The following is a 24,467-nucleotide window of genomic DNA, read 5'->3' on the forward strand; positions in this document are numbered from 1 at the left end:
CCGGGTGCCACACAGCTAGAACTGGCAGTGTGGTGTGCGTCTTCTCACGTAGACTGAACACGCCACTTTTAGGCAGTAATAGATTGGGAGCAATTTCGTGCCATCACTTCTTGAGCGGGTTCTTCGCACAGGCGATCGCAAGACGCTTAAACGACTCAATGTCCTTGCCGACGCCATTGATTCGCTGGAGGACTCTTTCCAGACCTTCACCGATGCTGAGCTCCGCGAGGAAACAGACAAGCTTAAGCTCCGCCATCAAGACGGCGAGACGCTCGATGACCTGTTGCCGGAAGCCTTCGCCGCGGTGCGGGAAGCTTCCTCGCGTACACTCGGTCTTCGCCACTTCCGTGTCCAGCTCATGGGTGGTGCCGCCCTGCACTTGGGCAACATTGCTGAAATGAAGACCGGTGAAGGCAAAACCCTGGTGGCCACGGCCCCGGCATATTTGAACTCGCTGACCGGCAAGGGCGTGCACGTGGTCACGGTCAATGACTACTTGGCGGAATACCAGTCTGATTTGATGGGACGCGTTTTCCGTTTCCTAGGTCAAAGCAGCGGTTGCATCATCGCCAATCAGGATCCTTCGGTGCGCCGCGCCCAATACGCTGCCGACATCACCTATGGCACCAACAACGAATTCGGCTTCGATTACCTGCGCGACAACATGGCCTGGAGCCAGGATGAGCTAGTCCAGCGCGGGCACAACTATGCCATTGTGGATGAAGTTGACTCCATTCTCATCGATGAGGCCCGTACCCCGCTGATCATTTCCGGTCCTGCGTCAGGTGACGCGAACCGTTGGTACGGGGAATTTGCCAAGGTGGTCCTGCGCCTCAAGCCTGAAGATGACTATGAAGTCGATGAGAAAAAGCGCACCGTGGGTGTTCTTGAAGGCGGCATTGAAAAGGTAGAAGACTACCTGGGCATCAGCAACCTGTATGAGTCTGCCAATACGCCCCTGATCGGCTTCCTGAACAACGCCATCAAGGCCAAGGAGCTCTTCAAGCGTGACAAGGACTACGTCATCATGGACGGCGAAGTCCTGATCGTTGACGAGCACACCGGCCGCATCCTTGCTGGCCGCCGCTATAACGAAGGCATGCACCAGGCCATTGAGGCCAAGGAAGGTGTGGAGATCAAGGCTGAGAACCAGACCCTAGCCACGGTGACCTTGCAGAACTATTTCCGCCTGTATGAGAAGCTTTCCGGCATGACAGGTACCGCCGAGACCGAGGCGTCTGAGTTCATGGGCACCTACTCGCTGGGTGTTGTACCGATCCCCACGAACAAGTCCATGCAGCGCGTTGACCAGCCCGACCTCGTGTACAAGAACGAGATTGTGAAGTTCGACGCCGTGGTGAAGGACATTGCCGAGCGTCACGAAACCGGGCAGCCGGTTCTGGTGGGCACAACCAGTGTTGAGAAGAGCGAATACCTCTCCAAGAAACTGGCTGAGGCAGGCGTCAAGCACGAGGTTTTGAACGCTAAGAATCACGCCCGTGAAGCCGCAATTGTGGCCCAAGCCGGCCGACGTGGGGCCGTCACCGTAGCAACCAATATGGCTGGCCGAGGCACCGATATTATGCTCGGTGGTAACGCCGAGTTCAATGCTGTGAGTGAATTGGCGGCACGCGGACTCGATCCTGAAGAAACCCCGGAGGAGTACGAGGCCGCATGGCTTGACGCCTTTGAGGAAGCAAAACTGGCTGTCAAGGATGAACAAGAGGCCGTTATTGAAGCTGGCGGGCTTTACGTTCTAGGTACCGAACGCCACGAATCACGCCGCATTGACAACCAGTTACGGGGCCGTTCCGGACGTCAGGGAGATCCGGGCGAGTCACGGTTCTACCTGTCATTATCAGATGATCTGATGCGCCTGTTCAACTCCGGTGCCGCTGAAAGGCTCATGTCACGTTCTGCCATGCCTGATGATGTGGCGTTGGAGTCCAAGCTGGTCTCCAAGGCCATTGCCTCGGCCCAGGGCCAGGTTGAAGGCCGCAACGCCGAGCAGCGTAAGAACGTGCTCAAGTATGACGATGTTTTGAATCGCCAGCGTGAAGCTATCTATGGCGACCGCCGCCGGATCCTCGAAGGTGGGGACCTGCATGAAAAGGTCCAGCACTTCTTGGAAGACACCGTCAATGAGATCATCGAGGCTTCCTTGGGCTCCGGTCATGCCGGAGACTATGACTTCAACACGCTGTGGACCAACTTGCGCACCATCTACCCTGTCACTGTCACGGTGGATGAAATCGCTGAAGAAGTGGGCGGCGAAGGCCGCATCACAGCAGAACACCTCAAGACTGAACTGCTCTCGGATGCCCGGGTTGCCTACCAGGAACGCGAAGCCGCACTTGGCTCAGAGAGCATGCGCGAGCTGGAACGCCGTGTGGTCCTCTCCGTTGTAGGGCGCAAGTGGCAAGAGCACCTTTACGAGATGGACTACCTCAAGGAAGGCATCGGTCTGCGGGCCATGGCCCAACGTGATCCCCTCGTGGAGTATCAGCGCGAAGGCTTTGAGATGTTCCAGTCCATGATGGCAGCCATCCGTGAAGAAAGCGTCGGCTTCCTTTTCAACTTGGAAGTTCAGGTTGAGAATGCTCCCGAAGCTACTGTCGGTGTGGTGGAGAACGCCCCGGCTAACCTCATGAAGCGCGTTGAAGGCGGTGCGGCTGCGTCAGAGCATGAGCACGCTGCCCCTCGCATCACGGCCCCTGGTCTTGAAGCTCCGGCCCGGCCCGCCCAGTTGCAGTTCACTGCTCCGGACGCCCAAGGTGATGCGGAGACGCATGTTGAGCGCCGCAGCACAGGCGGTGTCCCGCCGTCGGCCAAGCGCCCGGCTGGCAAGGCCAAGAAGAAGAAAAAGCGCTAAGTTCACGTGAAGAGGGCCGCCGTCCGGAGGAGCTGACACAGCACATCAAGTGCGTCAGTTCCTGCGGATGGCGGCCTTTTTGTTGTGTCTTTCTCTCTGGCCAACACGTTCCCTAGCCAATACGCAGGGCGGTGACCTTCCACAGGCCGTGGCTCAATTCCAGGCGCATGGCGATGGCTCTAAATCTGGTCCTGTCAGCCACCACAACCGCCGTTTCAAAGATGCCGGGGCCAACCACATGGCAGTGAACCGACTGTACATGCGGTTGCCGGTGCAGCATCTGGACGTTGTCCGGGTATCCGCCATCATTACTACTACGGCGTTCCTGCTCCCGGTAGGCTTCCGCATAAAGACGTGCCCGGGTGCTCAAAGCGCTCAGGCACCGGGCGTCGAGCCACCTGGCCAACTGCTGCACTGAACGGACGCCATGGAGAATTTCCAAGGCGCTTTGGGCAACCTTGCAGGACATATTGCCCACCACCGCCCGTTCGGCGGATTCCGGGTCGAGCGTCTGCACCGTGCCAACCCCGGCCGCGTTAAGTCCGACCTTGCCAATCTTGGTGGAGGTCTCTTCCGCCGGGGCTGATGCCTCGTCTGCCGTTGAGGCAGTGTTTCTGGATGGGCGTGTTTGAGGAGTGCCAGCAAACAACTCCACAATATTTTCCTGGTTCTCTTGCGGAGTCGGTGACGGGGCGGGAGTGCTGGAAGAGGGAAGTGGCCGTACCAACAAGAAAGTGGCTGGTGCGGGGGTTTCAGAGATGGCTGCTGTACTCACGGGGTGCTCCTTTGGGTGGTGCCAAATGTTAGTAATTGCCGGGTGCATGCAGTATTTGTCCCGGAAGAATAAGGTTCGGATCAGCACCAATGGTGCTTCGATTGGTGCCGTACCACTGCGGCCATGCCAAGGCCACCTCGACATCCGTGGAATACGGTCCCAACGCTTCGGCGACGATTCCCCAGAGTGTGTCGCCCTTTTTGACAACCACGTCACCGGAGCGCAGATCACCGGAAGCCGCTGTTGGGTCCTCTTGAAACTCGGGCTGGTCCGCGGGCTCGCGCGGCGAGGTCCTGATCAGTAGATCCGGTGCAATGTCAGGGGTGTGTGGCACCCACAAAGGATCCACTGGCGGTGATGATGGCGAAGGTGTGCTCACTGCTCCTGAGATGGGAGCCGTGGAAACCGTCAGGGTATGCCAGAGTGGGGCAACACCGGCTGCCTGCGCTGCGCCAGCCAACGGTGCGCCGAGGAGATTAATCCCAATAATCGCTGCGACCACTCGGCGCATGAACGCCGGCGACCAGCGTGCTGTGAGCGTTGAAAGCCTGTGGGCTCCGAATCTCTGGGCAAATGCAGATAGGCAAGCGCAGCAGAGGGCAAACAACCACCAGCAGAGCAAGGCAAAGCCGATCCCGGCACCCGCCACGCCCAACAATTCAGGGAACCCAAGTGTCGGAGCCATGGAGCGCCCGCCCCACTGCAGACGCAGCAGTGCAAAACCGCTGAAGACCAGGGCGGCCCCTAGGAAGGCAATGGCTGCGGTCATTGCCAGATCAGCCCGAGTTTGTGGTTTCACGGTTGCTCTCCTTTGAGCATGTTTGACACTGTTTGACATCATTTGAAGGTGATTCATTCATTTTGACCCCAACAGCATGGATATGTCTAGAGGCTGCAGCCAAGCTGTGGAAGGGCAGAGTTGACGGCCCCATGGTTGCCGCTTAGCGTGGGCCCATGCGGTGGGAACTTCTCTTCGGTGATCTGGAAACACAGTGGCATGCCTCAACGCAGCAGGATTTCGAGCGGCACGTCAATGAATTAGCCCGCATTGAGGCGTCCCAGATGACCCTTGCCGAGGCTTTACGAGGAGCCAGCGGAGAGCAGCTTTCCGTGTTTCTGTGCACGGGCACCGCGTATCACGGGGAAGTGCTCAGGGTGGAAAAGGACTGGGCTTTGCTGCGTGAAGAGAACCGATCCGTCATCGTGCCGCTGACGAAGGTGGTGCGGGTGAACGGGCTGGGATTGGAGCGTCAGCAGAGCCCGAGCCAGGTGGGCTATTCCCTGGCCGCGGCACTGCGGGTGCTGGCCAGGAACCGTTCGGCCGTGGTCCTTGAGCTGGACACCGCCGCGCAGGCGGGCTCCAGTGCGGTGCATGTCAGGGGTGTTCTGGACCAAGTGGGGGCTGACTATGTTCAACTCATGCAATTGGCCGACGGCGTGGGCCGGGACCCCGGAAATCGGCAGGGCTCAGTGGTAATTCCGCTGGGACGGTTGGTTTCGATCGTCTCATCACCGGACAACGAATTCTGAACCAGCAAGTTCCTGATGTACCTAGACCGGCACTACTTAGACCAAGAGATGCCAGTGCCCAGAGCTACCTATTCGGCGGTGACGGAATTCTCAGTGGCCAGCATGGTTCTGGCTGCTGCGTGTCTGTCATCGATGAACTGCTCAAATTTCGCTTCGTCCACACGCCATTGCCCGCGTCCGCCAATTTGGAATGCGGGCAGCTCGCCACTGTGTACCAGGGCATAGCAGGCTGCTGCAGAGATCTGCAGCTGTTCGGCCACATCGGCCAAGGTTAAGAATCTGGGCATGCACTCATTATCCCCCCTTTGATGTGCTTTGACGAGCTTAATCATCCTTATCCACAGCCTAGGAGGCCTTGCCGGTCACTACGAGGTGCCGGTGCATGACTCCACGCTGCTTGTCACCGCGGATGGCTTGCCTTTCGCAAACCGCCCAAGCTCCATGACCAACTGCGGTCGCTGTTGTGGAAACGGGTCCGGGCCGGACGCAAGTCCAGTGAGGAGGCCAAAGGCCGCGAGAAGCTGTCGAAGGGTGAAGATAAGCTTCCTGGCGTCAATCTGCGGGGTGCTGAAACTGCTGAAGCTGCGCTCGTCATTCCTGCGCACTCGCTGGATGGACAACCGGAAAAACTCGTCCACCACTGCACTTTTGAGACAGTAATCGCGTACGAGAAGTTCGCCGCTGACCACTCGTCAGGACCCATGCAGCGGTCTTAGTCGTGGCACGTAAGGATGTCCCGTTATGGCCCGGCAACTCTCGGCGGGACACTATTCGGTATAACTAGACCCGGCTGTCGGCGCATTAGCGAGTCGGTGCGTTGAGCTGCTTGTTCGAGCGTCGGTTGCGGTGCATCGACGCAAACACTCCGGCACCGAGAGCAATAGCAACACTAATCGCGATATGGGCAGGGAAGCTGCCATTCACATACAACATTTCGAAGAGAGTGAAGCCACTGACAAACAGCGAGCAGATGAGGGGCCACAACACACCGGTGCGGCAGTTTATGGGCTCAGACTACATGTCCAAGCAATTTCAACTTCCATTTGAACGAAAGGCTTTTGAGTGTAACTCCCTACGAAGTGCCATATCTCCGATAGGGGTGTCGCGAATAGACGTAGCCAAGGCGTCCCGTAGGCCGCGTCCCTGCCTCCGGCTGTGACACCGACCCGGGCTAACCGTGCCACCACGCTATATTTGTCCAGTGATTGGATAGACTGTTGAGACTAATGCCAACGAGAGTGCGTCTCTCCAATTTTATGCCTAGGAAATGACGATGTCTGAGCTGGATTCCCGCACCCTGACCGGTGTACGAAGCACGATCCCTACTGAACCGTCTGATATCACAGAGCCGCTATATGGGGCACGAATTGGGCAGGCAATTAGTCGCTTCTTCCGCAAATACACGGCTTTCCACGGGCGCGCCTCGAGAAGCGAGTTCTGGTGGGTGGCACTGGCACACGCCGTGCTGTCACTTGTTCCGTATGTCGTCCTGGGCATTGGTGTAATCGTCGGTGCCTCCTGGGCCGCGAACAACAAGCAAGCAGAATATTACGACTATGGCAACGGTACGAAGAGCCTTATGGGCTATACCCAACCTGGGGTTATCGAATATCCCCCTGCGGCTATTCTCATCATTATAGGAGTTGCGCTTGCGGCCCTGCTCTTCCTCGCAACCGTGGTTCCATTTCTGTCCCTCACATGGCGTCGTCTGCACGACGCCAACTTTCCCGGACCTTTCTTTTTCTTTGCGGTGATTCCTTTCATTGGCTCGCTAATCCTGCTTATTCTTGCAGCGCAACCGTCAAAGGATGCCGGACGCCGATTCGATCGCCAACTTAACCGCTAGGTTTTCTGAGTATGGCAAACAAGGGATCTCAACGGCCGCAAGCGTGTGGACTGTTCGCAAGGCCCATTCCGCATTGCCCATTACCGACCTCGTCCTGGTACGACCCCAGTGGGTTGAATCGTCTCAGTGTCATCTGGTTATCTTTGGCTGTCCGGTCCTTCTGTTGGTGGTCCGGTGCGAATAGATCCCGATGTCTAACCCCGCCCGTATAGCGGGGCGGACCGGAGTCTGAGGACTGAGGGTAGCGAGTGAGATCACCCCCAGGGCGATCCAACGTCGAGGATCGGGCCGGTCGACGCGGGTGGTTATCGCTGTCAGGGATGTCGGGTTCACTGTTTTCCTTGGATTGGCATGACGGGGTGGTGCTCTGGCTGCACGGTCATGTTATGCGCCGAACAGCAATAATGTTCTCGAGCACGGTTGCGGTTTCGCCGTCAGGTCCCGCTGCGAGGCGGGAAGAAACTGCTGTTTCAACAGAGGTCCAGCTCTGGTCTAGTTCCAAGGTCGCCAGTGTCTGCTGCGGAGTGGGGAAAACTTGGCCATGCTGGTTCCACGACCAAGGTGCCACGGAGGCGTGGTCAACGATCAGCAGTAGGCCCGACGGTGATACGAGGTCTGCCATTCGGCGCAGTACCGCTGCGCGGTCGATTTCTAGCGGGGTGTGGAAGTAGCTTGCTGCGACGAGATCGAAGGTGCCCTTAGGTGTTTCGAGGCCTAAGTCAGTGACGATGGCCGTGACTCGCCCGCTAAGGTTTGCCTCGTAGGCACGCGCTGTGGTCCTAGCGACGGCGGTCGCTGACACATCGACTGCGGTGACGTGCCATCCCTGTCCCGCCAACCACAGGGCGTCTGCGCCATGTCCGCATCCAAGGTCAAGAGCCCTTCCCGGCATGCCCGTTTCCGAAGCGACGACTCGTTTGAGTGCGGCATTCGGGTTCGGGGCCCAGCTAGCATCCATCCCCGCGTAATGTGTCTCCCAAAAGTCCTTGGAAGGAGTATGGTCACTCATTTGTTCACCTCGGCCATGGCAGTGACTGCTACTTGGATGTCTTCGAGGATGAGTTCGTGGTTGAGCATGCCACCGGCGAGTGCGCCAGCGCCAATGGTTACGGACACGCTGGCGTTCGCATCGACCACGTTGCCCACGGCCCAAACTCCTGGCACGCTGGTGCGCCCGGCAGCATCAACTGTGGCAAAGGAGCCCCACGGGAAGTCGGTACGGTCCGCACTGATTTGACGAAGGGGTTCGTCGCGAGGTGCGAAGCGGGGTGCTGTGAAAATCGCATCGAGAGGAATATGCTCTCCGCTGGCAAGTTCCACCCCGGTGAGCTGTCCATTGGATGAAAGGACGCGGGCGACTGCGCCACTGATGACCTCGATGCCGCGTGCTGCCAGTCCGGGCCCGGCCTCGGCTGTGGGAATGCCGACGTCGTTTTCCAAGTAGACGATCTGCGGTGACCACTGTCGGAGCAGTTGGGCTTGAAAGGTACTGCCGGGGCCGGTGGCGAGGATGCCGATCCGGCCGTCACCGACTTCGTAACCATCGCAGTACGGGCAGACTGCTACCCCGCTGCCCCATACTTCGCCCAGGCCTTCGATCTCGGGAAGCTGATCCTCAAGGCCTGTAGCGATGATCAGGGCCCGGGCAGTGAACGTCTCACCATCACTGCACTCGACTGAAAATCCGCCCTTGACGGCCGTTGTCGCAACCACTGCGCCCGAGCGCACGACTCCGCCATAGCGTGCGATCTCCTCGCGGCCTTCGGCGAGCAACTGCAGCGGTGGTTTCCCGTCGTGCCCCAGGACAGCGTGCATGTGGCCCGATACGCGATTGCGGGGACTGCTGGAATCGATGACAAGCACGCGTCGCCGTGCCCGGACCAGTGTAAGAGCAGCGCTCAGCCCGCCGCTGCCGCCGCCAATAATTATGACTTCCCAATTTTCGTTGTTCATTTATTCATCTTGAGCCGAACCTGCATATACTGCAAGGTATCTTGCAATATCCGCAAAATGGAGGTTGATGTGGCCGAGGACGTTGAACGTATCATGACCGGGATCGCACCCACGTTGCGAGACCTTCGGACCAAACGCAGAATCAGCTTGACCGAGGTGGCCGGGCACCTCAATGTCAGCGTGAGCACCATGTCGCGCCTGGAGTCGGGCGAGCGGGCTCCCACTCTTGATCTACTCATCCCGCTCGCTCGCCTCTACGGAGTCGCCCTCGATGACATCGTGAAGGCGCCACCCACGGGAGATCCTCGAATCCGTCCGCACCCCGTAAAGCGCCACGGAATGATCTACATCCCTCTCACGAAATCCGGGGGCCCAATGCAAGCCTTCAAGATGATCCTTCCCGGTGGCAAGCATCCAGCAGCAACCGCACAAACCCACGACGGCTATGAATGGTTGTACGTCCTCTCCGGCACCCTTGACCTGCAATTAGGAAACACCCACACCGCGATCGACGTCGGAGAAGCAGCCGAGTTCGACACAAGAACACCGCACCTGATCTCCAGCGCCAATGAACAACCAGTCGAACTCCTCGGCCTGTTCAGTCCTCAAGGCGAACGGATCCACATCACGGGACCATGAGGCTCAGGCCAAAAGACCCCCACCTGGACAACGCAGACAAACGAGAGCAGGGGATGGCAACTTGTTCCATCATTGCTGAAGTTGTCCACAGTTTTAGTCGGTTTTTGAGGAAGCCCTTTCAACCGTGGCCAATCAGCGGTAGAAAGGGTAGAAGGCAGCGTGGCTCGCACCATCGCTGCCAGATTCCTGAAGGGGGCGGGGCTATGGCGATGGAAATGCCGGGGCAAGCACCACGGCTGAGCAAACCGTCGTGGAAGGATCCACGTCTGCTCATTGGCATTCTTTTAGTGCTGGCGTCCGTGGCCGGGGTGGTGGCATTGGTGGGCAACGCAGCCAAGACAGTACCCATGTATGTGGCCAAGGATGCGCTGGTGGTAGGTCAGAAGATCACTCCGGATTCCTTCACCATTGTGGATGTCCAGCTGGGAGACGTTGATGGGAAATATCTTGATCCGGCCGACGCACTGGATGCGAACGCCGTCGCCATTCGCATGGTTCCCAAGGGTGAACTGGTCTCCCGTAGCAGCATTGGGCGGATCGATGCGCTGAACCGAAAACCAGCTCCTGTCACTATCACTGAACCCTTGCCCAAAGAGGTAGTGGTGGGCGCTTATGTTGACGTTTGGGTGGCCCTGCCCGATGACCGCAACGGCTTTGCTGAGCCGGTGCTGATGCTCCCGGGAGCTGAAGTTGCCTCCTTGGCGTCAGCCTCGGGCTCCTTGGGATCGAGCAAGAACACAGCCCTCATGGTTCTGGTCACTGACGCTCAAATGCCAAAATTTCTTGGTGCTGTGGCCAACAATGCCAAAGTTTCCGTGGTGTGGAATCCCGGTGCGGCGCCATGAGCCCAGTGACAGTGGTTGCGGTGGGGGACACCCCGGCAGCGGTGATTGCTGAGCTGGAAAACAACAGAGGCGCACTTCATATTGTCCGCCGCTGTCCTGAGCTGGCCGAGCTTCTGGCAGCGTGCCAAAATGGGCTGGCACAAGCGGCTGTTGTAGCCGAGGGGGCGGATGAACTCAGCGCAACGCTTGTGGACAGGCTGGCCGCGGTTGGTGTCAGCGTGGTGGCTGTTGCCACTACTGCAGAGGCCACACAGCGCCTACGTTCGATCGGTGCCGGCGTTGTCACGGAGCACGTGAGCGCGGAACTGCTCGCCCAGGTAGTCACAGCCGCCGTGCAATCTCGCAAGCAGTTGGATGGGGCAGGTGGGTACGCCGTCCCTGCGCGAGCCCCCACAGATGGGGCAGCTTCGCGGGGAGCACACGCGAGCACTCCAACGAAGCCGCAAGCAGATGCAATGGCCCTCACTGCCGCGCCGGAGCCCACAGTTCCAGTCACCGCGGGGCATTCAGACACCACCGGCGAAGAAGCGGGCCACAACGCTGTCAAGCACAACACTGTCAAGCACAACACTGCGGACGCCACGGATCCAGCGCAGCACGCGAGTCTGTGGGAGCGGACGCGGCGCCGATTACGGCGTCGCGACCGGACCCAGGAAGACGAAATAGACCCCGAAACCACTAAAGAAACCGAAACGGATTCTAGCCCCCGATCCACGCCGCTGCCAAGACCAACGCCGGACCGGCCGAAGTCAGCTCTGCACAAGCTGGACCCGTTAAAGCCGGCACTGTCCAGACCTGCGCCGCCAGCGCCAAAACCAACTCCTCCCGCCGCCCGGACTTCACCTGCGGTCACAGCTGAAGCAACACCGGCACTGCCCGGCCGCGCAGGCATGCTCGTGGCGTTGTGGGGTCCCATTGGATCGCCCGGGCGCACCACAGTGGCCATAAATCTGGCAGCCGAACAGGCGGCTGCCGGCCGCAGTGTCTTGGTGATAGACGCAGATAGCTACGGAGCCAGCATTGGTGCCGCGCTGGGCCTGCTGGAGGAATCCGCGTCCTTTGCCCAGGCATGCCGGGCAGCTGACCAGGGAACCTTATCCGCAGTTCACTTCACGAACATCTTGACTAAGGTTGTTTTTTCAGCAGGCACGTTTTCCCTCTTGACGGGCCTGACCAGGGCCGATCGCTGGCCGGAGTTGCGGGCGGCCGCCGTGGCCAGGGTTGTAGCTCTGGCACGGGAATCGGCAGACTTGGTGGTGGTGGATTGCGGATTCTCGCTAGAGAACGATGAGGAACTCAGCTATGACACCGTAGCTCCGCGGCGCAACGGCGCAACGCTGACTGTGCTGGCCCAGGCGGACATCATCTACGCGGTGGGCAGCGGGGACCCGGTGGGGATCCCGAGACTGATCCGAGGCATGAACGAACTCCAAGCGGCCTTCCCTGCTGCACGGATAGATGTGGTGGTGAATAAGGTGCGCCGTCAAGCTGCCGGGCGGGCACCGGAAAAGGCACTGGCACAGGCTTGGGAACGGTTTGGCCCCACCGCGCCGATCAGGCATTTTCTCCCCTGGGACCCGGAAATAACTGATAGGGCGTTGCTGGAAGGGCGGCTCCTGCTGGAGGTGGCTCCGGACTCGCCGCTGCGCCGGGGCATTAGCCGGATCGATTGTGCAGCTGTCCAAGAGAACTCTGAATCCGCTGTCACAAGCACCACAGCAGCCCTGCAGAATCAGGGCTAGGCTCAGAACAGGCCTGCAAAGAAGCGGTCTCATCTCTTTGACGGAGGCGTTAATTCATGTCATCGCACACTTCAAGCCACGAGCCTGTGCAGGAGCACCCACAGTTTGGTGGACAGTCATTCCATAATGACTACTTTGTGCAATTGTCCGTAGAGGACGCCGCTCGCTATGACCCGGACGTACTTAATGCGCGGGCCCTGCTCCACCAGCAGATTGCAGCCATTAGAACTCCCGGCCATTCCACGGTGGATATCCGCGACGAACGCGATGCCAGCGTGGTTTACATTGTTTCCGATGACATGCCCTTCTTGGTTGACTCGGTCAGTGCCGAATTGGTGCGCCAAGATCTCGCCATCCATTTGGTCACGCACCCCGTTTTTGTGATCTCCCGGGATAAAAAATCCAACGTCTTGAGCGCTGTCACGAAGGTTCCTTCCCACGCGGGCATCGCCAGCGGGGACACCTCAGCAATGCCTAACATTGCCCACCTGCTGGGGGATGGGGAGAATTCCTCCTTCCTGGAATCATGGATTGCCATTGAAATTCCCAAGATCGACGACGAGCGCAAGTTGGCGCTCTACTCAGGCCTCGCCAAGGTGCTGGCCAATGTACGGGCAGCGGTTGAAGATTGGCCTGCCATGCGTGAGAAGGCGCTGAGCCGGGCAGAAATTCTGGCCACCGTGCTGGCAGGGGAAGATCTTGTGGACCTGCGCGAAGCCGAAGATTTACTGCACTGGATGGAGGCAGATAACTTCACTTTCCTTGGCTACCGCGAATACGATCTTGAAAAGCGTGACGGTGAAGACGTACTCGTCAATCGTGAGGGCAGCGGCCTGGGCCTGATGCGGGATGGCTCCAGCCACCCTACCGTTCAGCACCTGACTACAACGGGGCAGCGCAAGGCCCGTGAAAAACGTGTCCTTGTCATTACCAAGGCCAACTCACGCTCCACAGTCCACCGCGGCGCGTACTTTGACTACATTGGTGTGAAGTCTTTCGATTCCCAGGGCAATGTCAACGGTGAGCAGCGTTTCATCGGCTTGTTTTCCTCTGGGGTTTACACCGGTTCCGTGCGTAACATCCCTGTGGTTCGGGAAAAGGTTGAGGCTGTGCTGCGGCACTTCGGTTTCCCGCCCAACTCACACTCCGGCAAAGACTTGTTTGCGGTTCTGGAGACCTACCCCCGCGATGAGCTGTTCCAGATTGAGGTTTCGGACCTAATCGAGATCGCGGAAGGGATCCTCAGGCTGGCCGAACGACGCCGCACGCGGTTGTTCTTGCGCCCTGACATCTATGGACGCTTCATGTCCGCGTTGGTCTACATCCCGCGTGATCGCTACACTACCGCTGTCCGGCACCGCATTGAGGATGAACTCACCCGCACCTTCAGCGCCGTGTCCATTGATTTTGAGGCGCGCATGAGCGAATCGGCGCTGGCCCGGCTGTTCTTCCGCATTCGCCTGCCCAAGGCCTACATGGTTCCGGCGGATCTGCAGGCTGCCGAACTGGAGCAGCGGCTGGTGCGTGCGGCGAGGTCCTGGCCCGAGGGGATCGCCCAGGTGTTGCGTGATTCGGAGCAGCGCGAGGTGGCGGACCGTTTGGAAGCCAAGTGGGCTCATGCATTCCCGCAGAGCTACCGGGTGGACTTTGAGGTTGAGGACGCTCTGGCGGACATTGCCCGCTTTGAGGAATTTGATGCCCGTTACAAGGCTGCAACAGCGGCCGGGCTAAGCCCCGATAAGTGTGCCCCCGGCATGCACGTCTACCTGCCCAAGGGCAGCGGCGGGCTCCTTGAAGGAGATGCCCGCGTCAAGCTGTACATGGCACATCCGCAAAGCCTGAGCAAGATCCTGCCCTTTTTCCACAGCTTGGGACTCGAGGTGCTGGATGAGCGGCCCTTTGACATTGAAACTGCTGATAAGCGTGACTTCTTCCTCTACGATCTTGGCCTGAAGTACCCTGCCGGAGTTGACCCGTTGACAACGGCGGACCTGCTGACGGAGGCGTTTGGTGCAGCGATTACGGGCCGCAGCGAGTCGGATAACTTTGATCGCTTGGTGCTGACCGAGGGTATGCATGCACGCCAGGTAGTCATTCTGCGCGCCTATGCCAAGTACACGCGCCAGATGGGCAATACCAACTCCTACGGGTTCATTGCCAACACGCTTTTGGAAAATGTGGATGTTACCCGCGGGTTGGTGGAGCTTTTTGAGGCCCGCTTCAACCCTGCCATTGAGGAGGGGGCCCGCCCGGCCTTGCAGGATGAGATCCACACCAGGCTCAATGCGGCGCTGGAAAGCGTCCCAACACTTGATGCCGATCGGGTCCTGCGCACTTTCACCAACTTAGTTGATGCCACCTTGCGCACCAACTACTACCGTGAACGGGATTACCTCAGTCTGAAGCTGGATCCGCTAGCCATTGAGGGTTTGCCGGCGCCGAAGCCCATGTTTGAGATTTGGGTTTACTCCCCGCGCGTGGAAGGCACGCACCTGCGCTTCGGTAAGGTGGCCCGCGGCGGGCTGCGTTGGTCTGACCGGCGTGAAGATTTCCGCACCGAGGTGTTGGGCTTGGTCAAGGCGCAGACCGTCAAGAACGCCGTGATTGTGCCCACCGGGGCCAAAGGCGGCTTCTTCGCCAAGCAACTGCCCAACCCGGCAGTGGACCGCGGCGCCTGGATGGAGGAAGGGCGGGAAAGCTATAAGACCTTCATCCGCGGGCTGCTGGACGTCACGGATAACCTGGTGGCTACCGATGCCGGTGAAGTGGTGGTGCCGCCGGTGAATGTGGTCCGCCATGACGGTGATGACACGTACATGGTGGTAGCGGCAGACAAGGGTACGGCGTCCTTCTCGGACACGGCCAACGCCATCTCCGCGGAGTACGGATTCTGGCTCGGTGACGCCTTCGCCTCGGGTGGTTCCGTGGGCTATGACCATAAGGCCATGGCCATTACCGCCCGTGGCGCGTGGGAGTCCGTCAAAGCGCACTTCAGCGAGTTTGGTGTAGACACCCAGACCCAGGAGTTCACCGCCGTGGGCGTAGGAGACATGTCAGGGGACGTGTTTGGCAACGGGATGCTGCGTACCCGCCACGTCAATCTGGTGGCAGCTTTTGACCACCGTGATATTTTCCTGGACCCCAACCCTGTGGCAGGTGTGGCGTTCGATGAGCGCCAGCGCCTGTACGATCTTCCGCGATCATCATGGCAGGACTACAACAAGGAGCTCATCAGCGCCGGTGGCGGGGTGTACTCACGCACACTGAAATCGATCCCGATCTCACCGGAAGTTGGCGTGGCGCTCGGCCTGCCCGCCGGAACCACGAAGCTCAGCCCGCCGGAGCTGCTCCGGGCAGTGCTGCTGGCCCCCACCGATCTGCTGTACAACGGTGGCATTGGCACCTACATCAAGGCCAGCTACGAAAGCAATGCCTCGGTGGGAGATAAAGCCAACGATCCCATTCGTGTTGATGGTGCGGACCTACGGGTCAAAATCATTGGCGAAGGCGGCAACTTGGGCATGACCCAGCATGGGCGTGTGGAGGCTGCCCTGCATGGGGTCATCCTGAACACTGACGCCATTGACAACTCTGCCGGCGTGGATTGCTCCGATCATGAAGTGAACATTAAGATCTTCGTTGATCGCATGGTAGCCGCAGGCAAGCTGGACCCCGCCGAACGCACCGATTTCCTGATGTCCATGACCGATGAAATTGGGCAGCTGGTGCTCGAGGACAACATTGCACAGAACATCTTGTTGCTCAACGATCGTCAACGAGTGGTTGAGTGGAGCCCCAGCTATGAGCGCTTCATGGACTGGCTGGAAGATCACGGGGACCTGAACCGTGAGCTTGAGGCGCTGCCCAGCAACGCCGAACTGCAAGAACGCCTGGCAACCGGGCAGGGACTGACCTCCCCGGAACTTGCCGTGCTGCTGGCCTACGCCAAGATGGAACTGGCCAAGTCACTCACCAACAGTGACTTGGCCGATGATCCGTGGTTCAAGACAACACTGCGCCGTTACTTCCCCGCCCAGGTGGCGGCACGTTTCGATGCGGAACTGGACACGCACCCGCTACGCCGGGAAATCATTGCCACCGTGGTGGCCAATGACATGGTGAACCTGGGAGGCATCACCTTTGCCTTCCGGGCCATGGAAGAATCCTCGGCCAGCGAAGTGGTTGTTGCCAAGGCCTTTGTTGCCCTGCATGAGATCTTTGATCTGAAGTCCATGACCACCATGCTGGGCGAACTCCCGCCCAGCTTCCCCACGGAGCAGTGGAGCACGGTTCACCTGGACATGCGCCGCCTGCTGGATAGGGCCGTGCGATGGCTGGTCAATGAGGGGATTGGGCAGCAGAGCATTGCGGAGCTGGTGCAACGCTTCAAGCCTGGGGTCAGCAACCTGGCCCCACGCCTGAGTGAGTTCGTCCAAGGTGTGGATGTGGAGCGGGTGGAGAACTGGTACAGCCAGGCCACATCCTTTAACATGCCGCTGGCCTTGGGCCGCCGCTGGGCGGAACTCTTTGAGACGTTCCCGCTGCTGGATGTTGCCAAGGTCAGTGAAGCATTGGCCGAACCACAGGACACGGTGGCGAGCGTGTACTACACGCTTTACAACCGCTACGGGGTGGACTCGCTGCTGGAACGGATCACGGCGTTGCCACGTAATGACAGGTGGCAGGCGCTGGCGCGTGCAGCCTTACGTGATGACCTGTACGCCACCACGGCGGACATGACCAGTAATGTTCTGGACCGGACCGAGAAGGGTGCCTCCACCCTAGCGCGCATTGAAGCCTGGGAGGCACAGAACGCGGAGCAGCTGGAGAGGGCTGTTCGGATGTTTGCCGAAGTCAACGAGCTCGAACAGGACGACATGGCGTCCTTGTCGGTAGCATTGAGGCTCTTGCGTTCAATTGTGCGGCGGTAACCGCAGCACACCATCTGTGTAACTGGCGCCCTCGAACGCGCCAGGTAGTGCGGTGCCCGCTGTTCGCAGCGGGCACCGCCACCCATTTTTTTAAAAGGAGCCCGATGGCAATTTTTGCCGACATGATCAGGGACAATCCCGGGCTGGCCCCGGGCGACGCCGAATGGCTGCACCTTTTGGTGGGGGACTGGCAGATGATTGCTGACCTTTCCTTCGCCGACCTGGTCCTGTGGTTCCCGGCCAAAACCGGCACGGGGCATGTGGCGCTGGCCCATGTGCGGCCTTCCACTTCTCACACCATGTTCCACGCAGACTTTGTGGGCGAACAGATTCAGCCTTCTCTGGAGCCGTTGGTGAAGGCGGCCTGGAAGAGTCAAAACATTGAGCGCTCGCATGAAACCAAAATCTGGAGCCCGGACATGGCCATGCGGGTTGAAGCCATCCCCATGGTGCGCAACGGGCGCACACTGGCTGTTATCACCACACATATGGACCTCTCCAGCTCGCGGATGCCCTCCCGGCTGGAACTGACGTACCGGCAGTGCGCCTACGATTTGCTGAAGATGGGCACCTTGGGTTTGTGGCCCGATTTTGCCTCGCCCACAGGATCCCGCCGCGGTGCGCCGCGTGTTGGTGATGGTTTGCTGCGTCTGGACGTTGACGGGATTGTGCAATACGCCAGCCCCAACGGCGTCTCGGCTTTCCGCCGGCTAGGAGATGGCGAGTCCTTGGAAGGCCGGTCCCTGGCCGAGGTGACCACGGGGCTGCTCAAGGACCGGCGCATGGTGGATGAATCGCTGCCACTGGTTGTCACGGGCCGCATGCCGTGGCGCACCGAGATTGAATCACGGGGCGTCAGCTTGTCATTGCGGGCCATTCCGTTGCGTGATGGTGTGGAACGCTTTGGAGCACTGGTACTGTGCCGCGATGTTTCCGAGCTGCGGCGCAGGGAGCAGGAGCTGGTGACCAAGGACGCCACCATCCGCGAGATCCACCACCGGGTGAAGAACAATTTGCAGACAGTGGCGGCTTTGCTGCGGATGCAGTCGCGCCGCATGCACAGTGAAGAGGGAAAGCAGGGGCTGGAACAGGCCATGCGCCGGGTCGCCACCATTGCGTTGGTGCATGAGACGCTGTCCCAGGGCCTGGCTCAGAACGTTGACTTTGATGAGCTGATTGACCGGCAGTTCCGGCTCTCCGCCGAGGTTGCCTCCCCGTCCCAGCGGGTGCGCACCGAACGCGAGGGTGCCTTCGGTGAGCTGCCCAGCGATTTCGCCACCCCGCTGGCACTGGTGATCAACGAGTTGGTGACCAACGCCGTCGAACATGGTTTGCAGGACCGGGAGGGGACGGTGTGGCTGATGGCGCACCGGTTCAAGAATGATTCAGGTGATGACGCGCTGACCGTGAAGATCGCGGACGACGGCGTGGGGTTGCCGCCGGGGAACATTGCCGAGGGTCTGGGGTTGCAGATTGTGCGGACCCTGGTGACCAGTGAATTAGGCGGCACCATTGACTGGTCTGTGCGTGAGGGTGGCGGCACGGTGGTTGAGATGCAGATGGCACTGATTTCCCGGCATTAAAAAACTGACCCGCAGCAATCTGTGATTGCTGCGGGTCAGTTGCCTATGCGCTTAGCTTGCGTGCGCTTAGCTTGCGCGGCGGGCGCGGGCTGCGCGGCGCTTCATAGCGCGGCGCTCGTCCTCGCTAAGACCGCCCCACACGCCTGCGTCCTGTCCGGATTCGATGGCCCACTTCAAGCAGGTGTCAATCACGGGGCAGCGGCGGCATACGCTCTTTGCTTCCTCGATCTGCAGCAAGGCCGGACCTGTGTTTCCCACGGGGAAAAACAATTCCGGGTCCTTGTCGAGGCAGGCTGCGCGACTACGCCAGTCCATGCTGATCACTCACTCCTTTTAAAACGGGGGCGTCTTGTGAAAAAATTCACTTTAGGCCACATAAGAAAAGGCCCACAATGGGCCCTTCAGGTCATTTACTTAAGATTGTCATGTTAACTCAACGTAAACAAGGGGTAATGGCGGAAATAATTGTCTCTAACCGTGAGCGATGCGTCACAATGCCCCGCGGGTTCCCGGCCCCCACCCCGCAAACTCCGATAAGGTGCTCTTGTGCAAAACGATCCCCAAACCCCAGCTGACATGCCCCGCCCCGAGGACGCTGATGCGTTGGAAGCGAGCCTTAAACGCGGTGAGTTAGTCCGCCCGGCAGGCGTTTTTGTCATTGCGGGCGTGGTGGGATTAGAAGCGTTGGCATTGGCCGTGTTCGGCATCTGGTCGATCTTTTCATTGCTCACACAGCCGAGTAATTCCTTTGCGAGCGCCATATTTTTGACTCTCTTGCTCTTGGGGCTGTCCGCAGGCTTGGGTGCGGTAGCGTTCAAGGCTTTCCATGGTTTCAGGTGGACACGCTCGGCTGCGTTTGTGTGGCAATTGCTTATGGTGGCCATCGCTACGCCGGCCTTGTTGGAAGGTGAGCTGATGCTGGGCTTGCTGCTCCTCTTGCCGCCGCTGGCGGTTGTTTACTTCCTCTTCACCCCCAAAGTGGTGGCCTTTTCATTACGTACGGCGGCGGAGGAAACGATCCTTTAGCTTCACAGTCCCGGGAACTGAAACCATTCCCGGTGGCCGCCGTTGATCAAGACTGCACGCCCCGGTGGTTCTGAGCCGGCAGTGTCCAGGCGGATGCCGAACATCTCCGCGTCCATGGCCCGCTGGGGTCGCACAACCACTCCTTGGCTGGAGGTTCGTAAACCCCACTCCAAGGGCAGCCGTGACAGTGCGGGACCTGGATACGGCACTGCCACAATGAGGACAGCGCCGGCAGCCAGTAATTCATCCGCTGTATGAATCTGCTCGGCAGTGGTGGATAAGGGATTATCCAGCAACACCACGGAGCTCTCCGCGCACCGCACTGAAGCGGGGGTGCGTGATTCAAGCCAGCTTGCGCCATTGAGGTGAGCCAAGGTCCGCAGGAAAGTACTCTTGCCCGTTTGGGGCCCGCCAAAAACGGGCAGAACCGTTCCGGGAGGGAGGCAGACGCTCACGGGGTCGCTGCAGTCGCCGCCCAAGCCCAGGATCAACGGCGCGGCTGGGCCGTTGCCGGGCTGTGCCAGCTGAGCCTTCCGTTCTTGCCGGGCCAGAAGCGCCCAGTCAACTAGTTCATGCCTCTGTTGCGCTGAGATGGACACTGGTAACGTGCCAACGCGCAGGATCCCCGCCGCGAACCCTTTCGATTCAGGGGAGTCTGGCTCGGACCAGCGTTGGGTGCTCAGTTGCAGTGTGCTCGTCCCCAACTGGGCCACGTGCATGAGATTCACCGGTAGGTGGTTCGCCTGTTCTGGGTTCGCCGGCGGTGTGCCTGAGACTGTGGAGGCGCTGGCGTTGATGGGTCCATCCAAAGCACCCCGCCCGGGCATCGGGGAGAAGTGCGGAATGCGGGGCCACAGAATGGTGGTTTCGGCAGGGCTCCCATGACTGAGATAAATCCTGTTGGGGATGGCAGCCATGAACCCGGTGGTGAGCAGGTCACGGCTACCGCCTATAACAACTATGAGATTTTTTCCGCCGAAGCGGATCAGCTCGGACACGGCGTCTTCACCCTCGTGCCATGGCCCGGATCTGAAGGCCGTGGACCAGCGGCCCCAATCTGTCATGCACAAAATCAAAGGGCGAACACTACTGGGGGCAGCCTCCGCCAGCCGTTGCATAAGATGCGCCACAGTGCGCAAATCCGTGGGCGTTAAATAGCTGCCCACCCACGGGTTGTCCGCAAGATCCTTCAGGGAACCATCGGCATCGAGGAGGTACAGCACGGGGGCCGTGGAAAAATTTGCTGTTCCTGTTGCTGTGTGCGCTAGAACCCTGGTGGCCACAAGGGCCACGGCGCAAGAAGATTCCGCTACCGTCCCAAAGCACGCCAGATGTGAATGATCGCGGGGGTGCCATACAAGGGCTTTCAAGCATTGCTGTTCCGGCAGATCAACCATGCCCAGCACCACAGCTCCTGGTTGCCTTGCAGGATCTTTGCCAGATAGCTGAACGCTGTCCCTGCCTGGCTCAGCTTCGCCAAGGCCATCAAGGGCTATCTCGGTGGGTAGTTCAGGTGCCACTACGGCAGGGGCGCAGACTAGCGCGGGGTGGAGGGTGCAAGCATTGCGCCAGGCCTGATTCATGACTGCCACCACGGCCTCAACATTGCTGGTCACTGCTGAGCTGGTCATTCCTGACTTGGTCACTGAAGCGGCGTTTGGTGGTTCGCCCTGTTCTATCTGCATCAGCACAGGCACCACGGCTTCTCCTGACGGTGGCACACCCAGAACAGCACTTTGAAATTCCGTGGGAGTCCCGCCTGCCCTGCTGATGTAGGCGCGGCCGGGAGTCTCCACAGCGATCTCAGCGGCGGCCGCAGTGCCAATGACGTCAAGGGAATCAAAACTTGACTGCACCCGCAGACAAATTGAACTAGTCACATTGGCGCGGATGTCTGCATTGATGGCGCCTTGCGGGCGCTGGGTGGACAGGACTAGATGAATACCCAAAGACCGGCCCACAGCGGCGATCCGCATGAGTTCTGCCATGGCGTCAGGGAACTGGTCAACCAGAACCCGGAATTCATCAACCACAATCACCAGATGCGCCATGCCGTAGCGTGTGGGCTCGTGGGTGTTGGTCTCTCTGCGAGAGGCGCGGGCGCGGTAGGCCAAGCTGTCGGCAACATCTGCGGCAGAAAGCGCTGCTTCACGCCGGTGCAGTTCGGCACGCAGGGATGCCAACGTTCTTGCTACCCCATGCCCTCCCAGATCGGTGACCAGTGAACTGGTGTGAGGGAGCTTGACCAACGCGCCCAACCCGGCACCGCCCTTGAAATCAATGAACAGAAATTGGAGATCGGCGGGGGAGTGTGAGGCGGCCAAGCTGCCCACCAGGGCCTTCAGGAACTCGGACTTCCCGGAGCCAGTGGTGCCACCCACCAGCAGGTGCGGTCCGTCATGCACCAAGCTGAACAAGGTGGGGCCCGTTGCTGAGCTGCCAATAGGGATGGCAAGTAGCGGCCCTCCGCCCGAGGCTTCCCATGCTGCTGCCACGGACGATGCCGTGGACTGCCCCGGCCGCGGTACAAAATTGGTGGAGAGCGTTCCAGGAGCCTCTGATAGAGCAGAAGCGGCTGCCACCGCACGGCGGCGGGCATGGCTTGCAAATACTTGCGGCGGCACCCCGTCGGGAATGAAGTCATGCCCCGCGCAGTGCCCCACAATCCGTAGGCCTTGGGCGTGGAGGTGCACACTGCTCGGGTCTGCGCTCGCATTGGCGCCGGGCTCGGTGGTGTCCACCATGACGTGGATGGTTCTGGTAGGGGAGGGAAGGGAAAGTTTGGTGCTGCCAACACCTCCCAGCATGATCAGCACGTTAGGCGCTGGAGCGGCACCAACTCCGGGATCGGTACCAGCTGCGGTGGGCCATTGCATGGCAGCAAGTGCGTTCTGCGCAGCCGCAGTGCATTGAACAATTTTGGTTCGGGGTAGAAACCTTGCTGCCCAGGGAACGTCCTCCGGTGACCCCAGCACAACAACGGGAATGGCTGCAGCATCCAACTGCACTAAGAGAAAGTTCAGCAAAGCCTGCACAGCCCCGGAAGGCCCCCTAATGGTCATTCCCGCCGGTCCCAGTGGGACAGTAAAGGGCTGCGCCTGCACCACAGGAGCTATGAACCCCGGGGCAGGGGGAGCGGGGGCTACTTGTGCGCTGCGAGAAGCGGTTCCTAAACGAAGCACCAAGTCCCTAGGCGGCGACGCTGTAGATTCGCCTGCGCTGGTAAGTGTGCCCGTGAACGCCACAGCGGGTGCATTCGCGGGTACCTCCAGGAGCAATGTTGCAGCATCAGGAAAAGAACTGGCGGCCCGCTCGGCGTCCTGGACAACCGCACGCGCCACGTCATCACGGAATTGTCTGCGCCGTTTGGCACCGCCAAGTAGCGGAACCAAAACGGTGACGGCCCCCATGGCGGCAAAGGCCAAGAACATCATTGAACCGGTAAAAACTGCCAACGCGGTGCCCATCAGGAGAGGGAGCAGCCCGGTCAGCACCATAGCCAGGGAGGCGCGGGTGGAACCGGCCGGCTGTGGCACCACTAGGGGAGCAGAGTCAGTAAGGAACAACGGAGACGCGGCGGATGCCCGGGCTGATTCCAGATTGGGACGAGGTGCGGACAGTGGAGCAGAGCCGGTACCAAGAACCAGGCCAGTGCCAGAAACTAAGCCAGTGCCAGAAACAAAGCCAGAGCCGGAAACAAAGTCGGGGGCAGAAAAAGAACCGGGGGCAGGAACCCCGCTAAGGTACTGCCCGGGCAGTCGCAGCTCCAGTACACTATTCCCGCAGATAATGCGCTTGCCGGTATCAACGGTGATGGTCCCCTTGAACGGTTGGGCGCTCGCCTTAGGGCCGTCTGTGATCTGGTGAATCAGGAATCCTGAGGAGCTGGGGGATGCCGTCAAGGTGATGCTCTGGGATCCAACAATCAAGGTTCCGTGATGTCTGGACAACGCAGGATCGGGCACAGGCAATCGGCACCGCCCGCGGCCTAGGCTGTAGCTTCCGCGATGAAGTGTGAAGATGGTCCCTGCCGCAGGGCCAGCGGAAACACACAACAATGCCACAACCCCGGAACCGGAAGCCCAAGGATCAGCAGGATCTGGCGCTTCGCCTACGGATGCATCGCCGGACGAAGCGCCGGTCCAAGCGCCGGAAGAAGCACCACGCGCGGGGACGGGTTGAGATCTGGCTCGGCAGGCAACCACTACCGCTCCGTCGCAGAGTGGGGCGCAGCCGGGACGCAACGTGTTCAGTGCTTCTCCGGTGACCGCAAATGCAAGCCCTGGCCATTTGGTTGCCAGTGCCCGAGCCAGGGAAGCCCCCGTGCAGCTCTCGAGGCCCACACCCGGTGGCCACAGAGCGCTGAGTTCAGTAGGTGGGAACCAGCAACTACTCGGCTCACCTATTTCAGGTACTGCACTCCCCGTGGAGGCAGACGCAGTTGAGGAAGGTCCCGCAACCAGCGTGAATTCCAGCCGCATGGCACCTCCCCTCCAGCCTCTCTGGCTCTCCTACGCTTCCGGCGCTCCCCAGGCTGACTTAGCGGGCACTGGCGCATCGGTCCAAAACTGCCCTCGCACGGCCGAGCCTAGGTGAGTTAGCAGCTATGGAGGGGCCTGGTGCCATACTTTGTGGGCAGGATAGGGACGGGCGCACGCTGTGGGGGAAGAACTGCGGGCTCTTGTGAGCATTGCCACGTATGCAGTGTCTTGAGATAACACTCAG

The 24,467-nt window shown here is 59.8% G+C and carries 16 protein-coding genes; 9 read left to right on the top strand and 7 right to left on the bottom strand.

The annotated features are described in order from the left end of the window. Positions 1–97: 97 nt before the first annotated feature. The gene (secA, locus tag RY113_RS01085) at positions 98–2,872 is read left to right on the top strand and encodes a preprotein translocase subunit SecA (protein ID WP_110106533.1); all 2,775 of its coding nucleotides are present in this window, start codon (positions 98–100) and stop codon (positions 2,870–2,872) included. Between the two features lie 112 nt (positions 2,873–2,984). On the opposite strand, the gene RY113_RS01090 is transcribed toward secA, so the two are convergent. Both RY113_RS01090 and RY113_RS01095 read right to left on the bottom strand, forming a co-directional pair. Continuing rightward, positions 2,985–3,647, bottom strand: coding sequence for an Rv3235 family protein (locus RY113_RS01090; RefSeq protein WP_315912994.1), 663 nt, complete (start codon positions 3,645–3,647; stop codon positions 2,985–2,987). A gap of 28 nt (positions 3,648–3,675) precedes the next feature. Further along, positions 3,676–4,446 carry a LysM peptidoglycan-binding domain-containing protein gene (locus RY113_RS01095; RefSeq protein ID WP_110106535.1) on the bottom strand — a complete coding sequence of 257 codons (771 nt, stop codon included), beginning with the start codon at positions 4,444–4,446 and terminating at the stop codon, positions 3,676–3,678. Positions 4,447–4,601: 155 nt separating this feature from the next. Between RY113_RS01095 and RY113_RS01100 the strand changes: the two genes are divergently transcribed. Then, complete coding sequence (locus RY113_RS01100; RefSeq protein WP_110106536.1) at positions 4,602–5,177, top strand: hypothetical protein; 576 nt, start codon at positions 4,602–4,604, stop codon at positions 5,175–5,177. Positions 5,178–5,245: 68 nt separating this feature from the next. Here RY113_RS01100 and RY113_RS01105 read toward each other — a convergent pair whose 3' ends face one another. Then, entirely contained in the window at positions 5,246–5,464 is a 219-nt protein-coding gene (locus RY113_RS01105) for a helix-turn-helix domain-containing protein (protein ID WP_110106537.1), read from the bottom strand. 986 nt (positions 5,465–6,450) lie between these two features. Here RY113_RS01105 and RY113_RS01110 point away from each other — a divergent pair. Further along, entirely contained in the window at positions 6,451–7,023 is a 573-nt protein-coding gene (locus RY113_RS01110; protein ID WP_315912995.1) for a DUF805 domain-containing protein, read from the top strand. Positions 7,024–7,402: 379 nt separating this feature from the next. Here RY113_RS01110 and RY113_RS01115 read toward each other — a convergent pair whose 3' ends face one another. Both RY113_RS01115 and RY113_RS01120 read right to left on the bottom strand, forming a co-directional pair. Beyond that, entirely contained in the window at positions 7,403–8,032 is a 630-nt protein-coding gene (locus RY113_RS01115; RefSeq protein WP_315912996.1) for a class I SAM-dependent methyltransferase, read from the bottom strand. After that, the gene (locus tag RY113_RS01120) at positions 8,029–8,976 is read right to left on the bottom strand and encodes an NAD(P)/FAD-dependent oxidoreductase (RefSeq protein ID WP_315912997.1); all 948 of its coding nucleotides are present in this window, start codon (positions 8,974–8,976) and stop codon (positions 8,029–8,031) included. Before RY113_RS01120 ends, RY113_RS01115 begins: the two co-directional genes overlap by 4 nt. Positions 8,977–9,033: 57 nt before the next feature. Here RY113_RS01120 and RY113_RS01125 point away from each other — a divergent pair, with 57 nt between their 5' ends. The 5 genes from RY113_RS01125 (at position 9,034) to RY113_RS01145 (ending at position 18,716) form a co-directional block, all read left to right on the top strand. Continuing rightward, positions 9,034–9,615 carry an XRE family transcriptional regulator gene (locus RY113_RS01125; protein ID WP_315912998.1) on the top strand — a complete coding sequence of 194 codons (582 nt, stop codon included), beginning with the start codon at positions 9,034–9,036 and terminating at the stop codon, positions 9,613–9,615. A 203-nt stretch (positions 9,616–9,818) separates the two neighbouring features. Beyond that, positions 9,819–10,460: an SAF domain-containing protein gene (locus RY113_RS01130; protein ID WP_315912999.1), complete on the top strand. Its 642-nt coding sequence runs from the start codon at positions 9,819–9,821 to the stop codon at positions 10,458–10,460. Then, positions 10,457–12,202 (top strand): hypothetical protein, encoded by a 1,746-nt coding sequence (locus RY113_RS01135; RefSeq protein WP_315913000.1) that lies wholly within the window; start codon positions 10,457–10,459, stop codon positions 12,200–12,202. Before RY113_RS01130 ends, RY113_RS01135 begins: the two co-directional genes overlap by 4 nt. A 56-nt stretch (positions 12,203–12,258) precedes the next feature. Next, a complete protein-coding gene (locus RY113_RS01140; RefSeq protein WP_315913001.1) occupies positions 12,259–17,133 on the top strand; it encodes an NAD-glutamate dehydrogenase in 4,875 nt (1,624 codons plus the stop codon). Positions 17,134–17,237: 104 nt separating this feature from the next. Next, a complete protein-coding gene (locus RY113_RS01145) occupies positions 17,238–18,716 on the top strand; it encodes a sensor histidine kinase (protein WP_110106541.1) in 1,479 nt (492 codons plus the stop codon). Positions 18,717–18,782: 66 nt separating this feature from the next. Here RY113_RS01145 and RY113_RS01150 read toward each other — a convergent pair whose 3' ends face one another. Beyond that, positions 18,783–19,031 carry a WhiB family transcriptional regulator gene (locus tag RY113_RS01150; protein ID WP_038469266.1) on the bottom strand — a complete coding sequence of 83 codons (249 nt, stop codon included), beginning with the start codon at positions 19,029–19,031 and terminating at the stop codon, positions 18,783–18,785. Between the two features lie 231 nt (positions 19,032–19,262). On the opposite strand from RY113_RS01150, the gene RY113_RS01155 reads away from it, so the two are divergent. Continuing rightward, complete coding sequence (locus tag RY113_RS01155; protein ID WP_315913002.1) at positions 19,263–19,742, top strand: hypothetical protein; 480 nt, start codon at positions 19,263–19,265, stop codon at positions 19,740–19,742. A gap of 2 nt (positions 19,743–19,744) precedes the next feature. On the opposite strand, the gene RY113_RS01160 is transcribed toward RY113_RS01155, so the two are convergent. Continuing rightward, on the bottom strand, positions 19,745–23,671 hold the full coding sequence (locus tag RY113_RS01160; RefSeq protein WP_315913003.1) for an FtsK/SpoIIIE domain-containing protein: 3,927 nt from the start codon (positions 23,669–23,671) through the stop codon (positions 19,745–19,747). Positions 23,672–24,467 lie beyond the last annotated feature (796 nt).

It is taken from the genome of Arthrobacter sp. lap29 (genome assembly GCF_032458965.1).
GTDB lineage: Bacteria > Actinomycetota > Actinomycetes > Actinomycetales > Micrococcaceae > Specibacter > Specibacter psychrochitiniphilus.

Excerpts from the sequence above, each read along its gene's own strand:
- RY113_RS01135 (WP_315913000.1), top strand. The coding sequence starts at position 10,457 with ATGAGCCCAGTGACAGTGGTTGCGGTGGGGGACACCCCGGCAGCGGTG.
- RY113_RS01110 (WP_315912995.1), top strand. The coding sequence starts at position 6,451 with ATGTCTGAGCTGGATTCCCGCACCCTGACCGGTGTACGAAGCACGATC.
- RY113_RS01125 (WP_315912998.1), top strand. The coding sequence starts at position 9,034 with ATGGAGGTTGATGTGGCCGAGGACGTTGAACGTATCATGACCGGGATC.
- RY113_RS01140 (WP_315913001.1), top strand. The coding sequence starts at position 12,259 with ATGTCATCGCACACTTCAAGCCACGAGCCTGTGCAGGAGCACCCACAG.
- RY113_RS01145 (WP_110106541.1), top strand. The coding sequence starts at position 17,238 with ATGGCAATTTTTGCCGACATGATCAGGGACAATCCCGGGCTGGCCCCG.
- RY113_RS01130 (WP_315912999.1), top strand. The coding sequence starts at position 9,819 with ATGGCGATGGAAATGCCGGGGCAAGCACCACGGCTGAGCAAACCGTCG.
- RY113_RS01120 (WP_315912997.1), bottom strand. The coding sequence starts at position 8,976 with ATGAACAACGAAAATTGGGAAGTCATAATTATTGGCGGCGGCAGCGGC.
- RY113_RS01105 (WP_110106537.1), bottom strand. The coding sequence starts at position 5,464 with ATGCCCAGATTCTTAACCTTGGCCGATGTGGCCGAACAGCTGCAGATC.
- RY113_RS01100 (WP_110106536.1), top strand. The coding sequence starts at position 4,602 with ATGCGGTGGGAACTTCTCTTCGGTGATCTGGAAACACAGTGGCATGCC.
- RY113_RS01150 (WP_038469266.1), bottom strand. The coding sequence starts at position 19,031 with ATGGACTGGCGTAGTCGCGCAGCCTGCCTCGACAAGGACCCGGAATTG.
- RY113_RS01115 (WP_315912996.1), bottom strand. The coding sequence starts at position 8,032 with ATGAGTGACCATACTCCTTCCAAGGACTTTTGGGAGACACATTACGCG.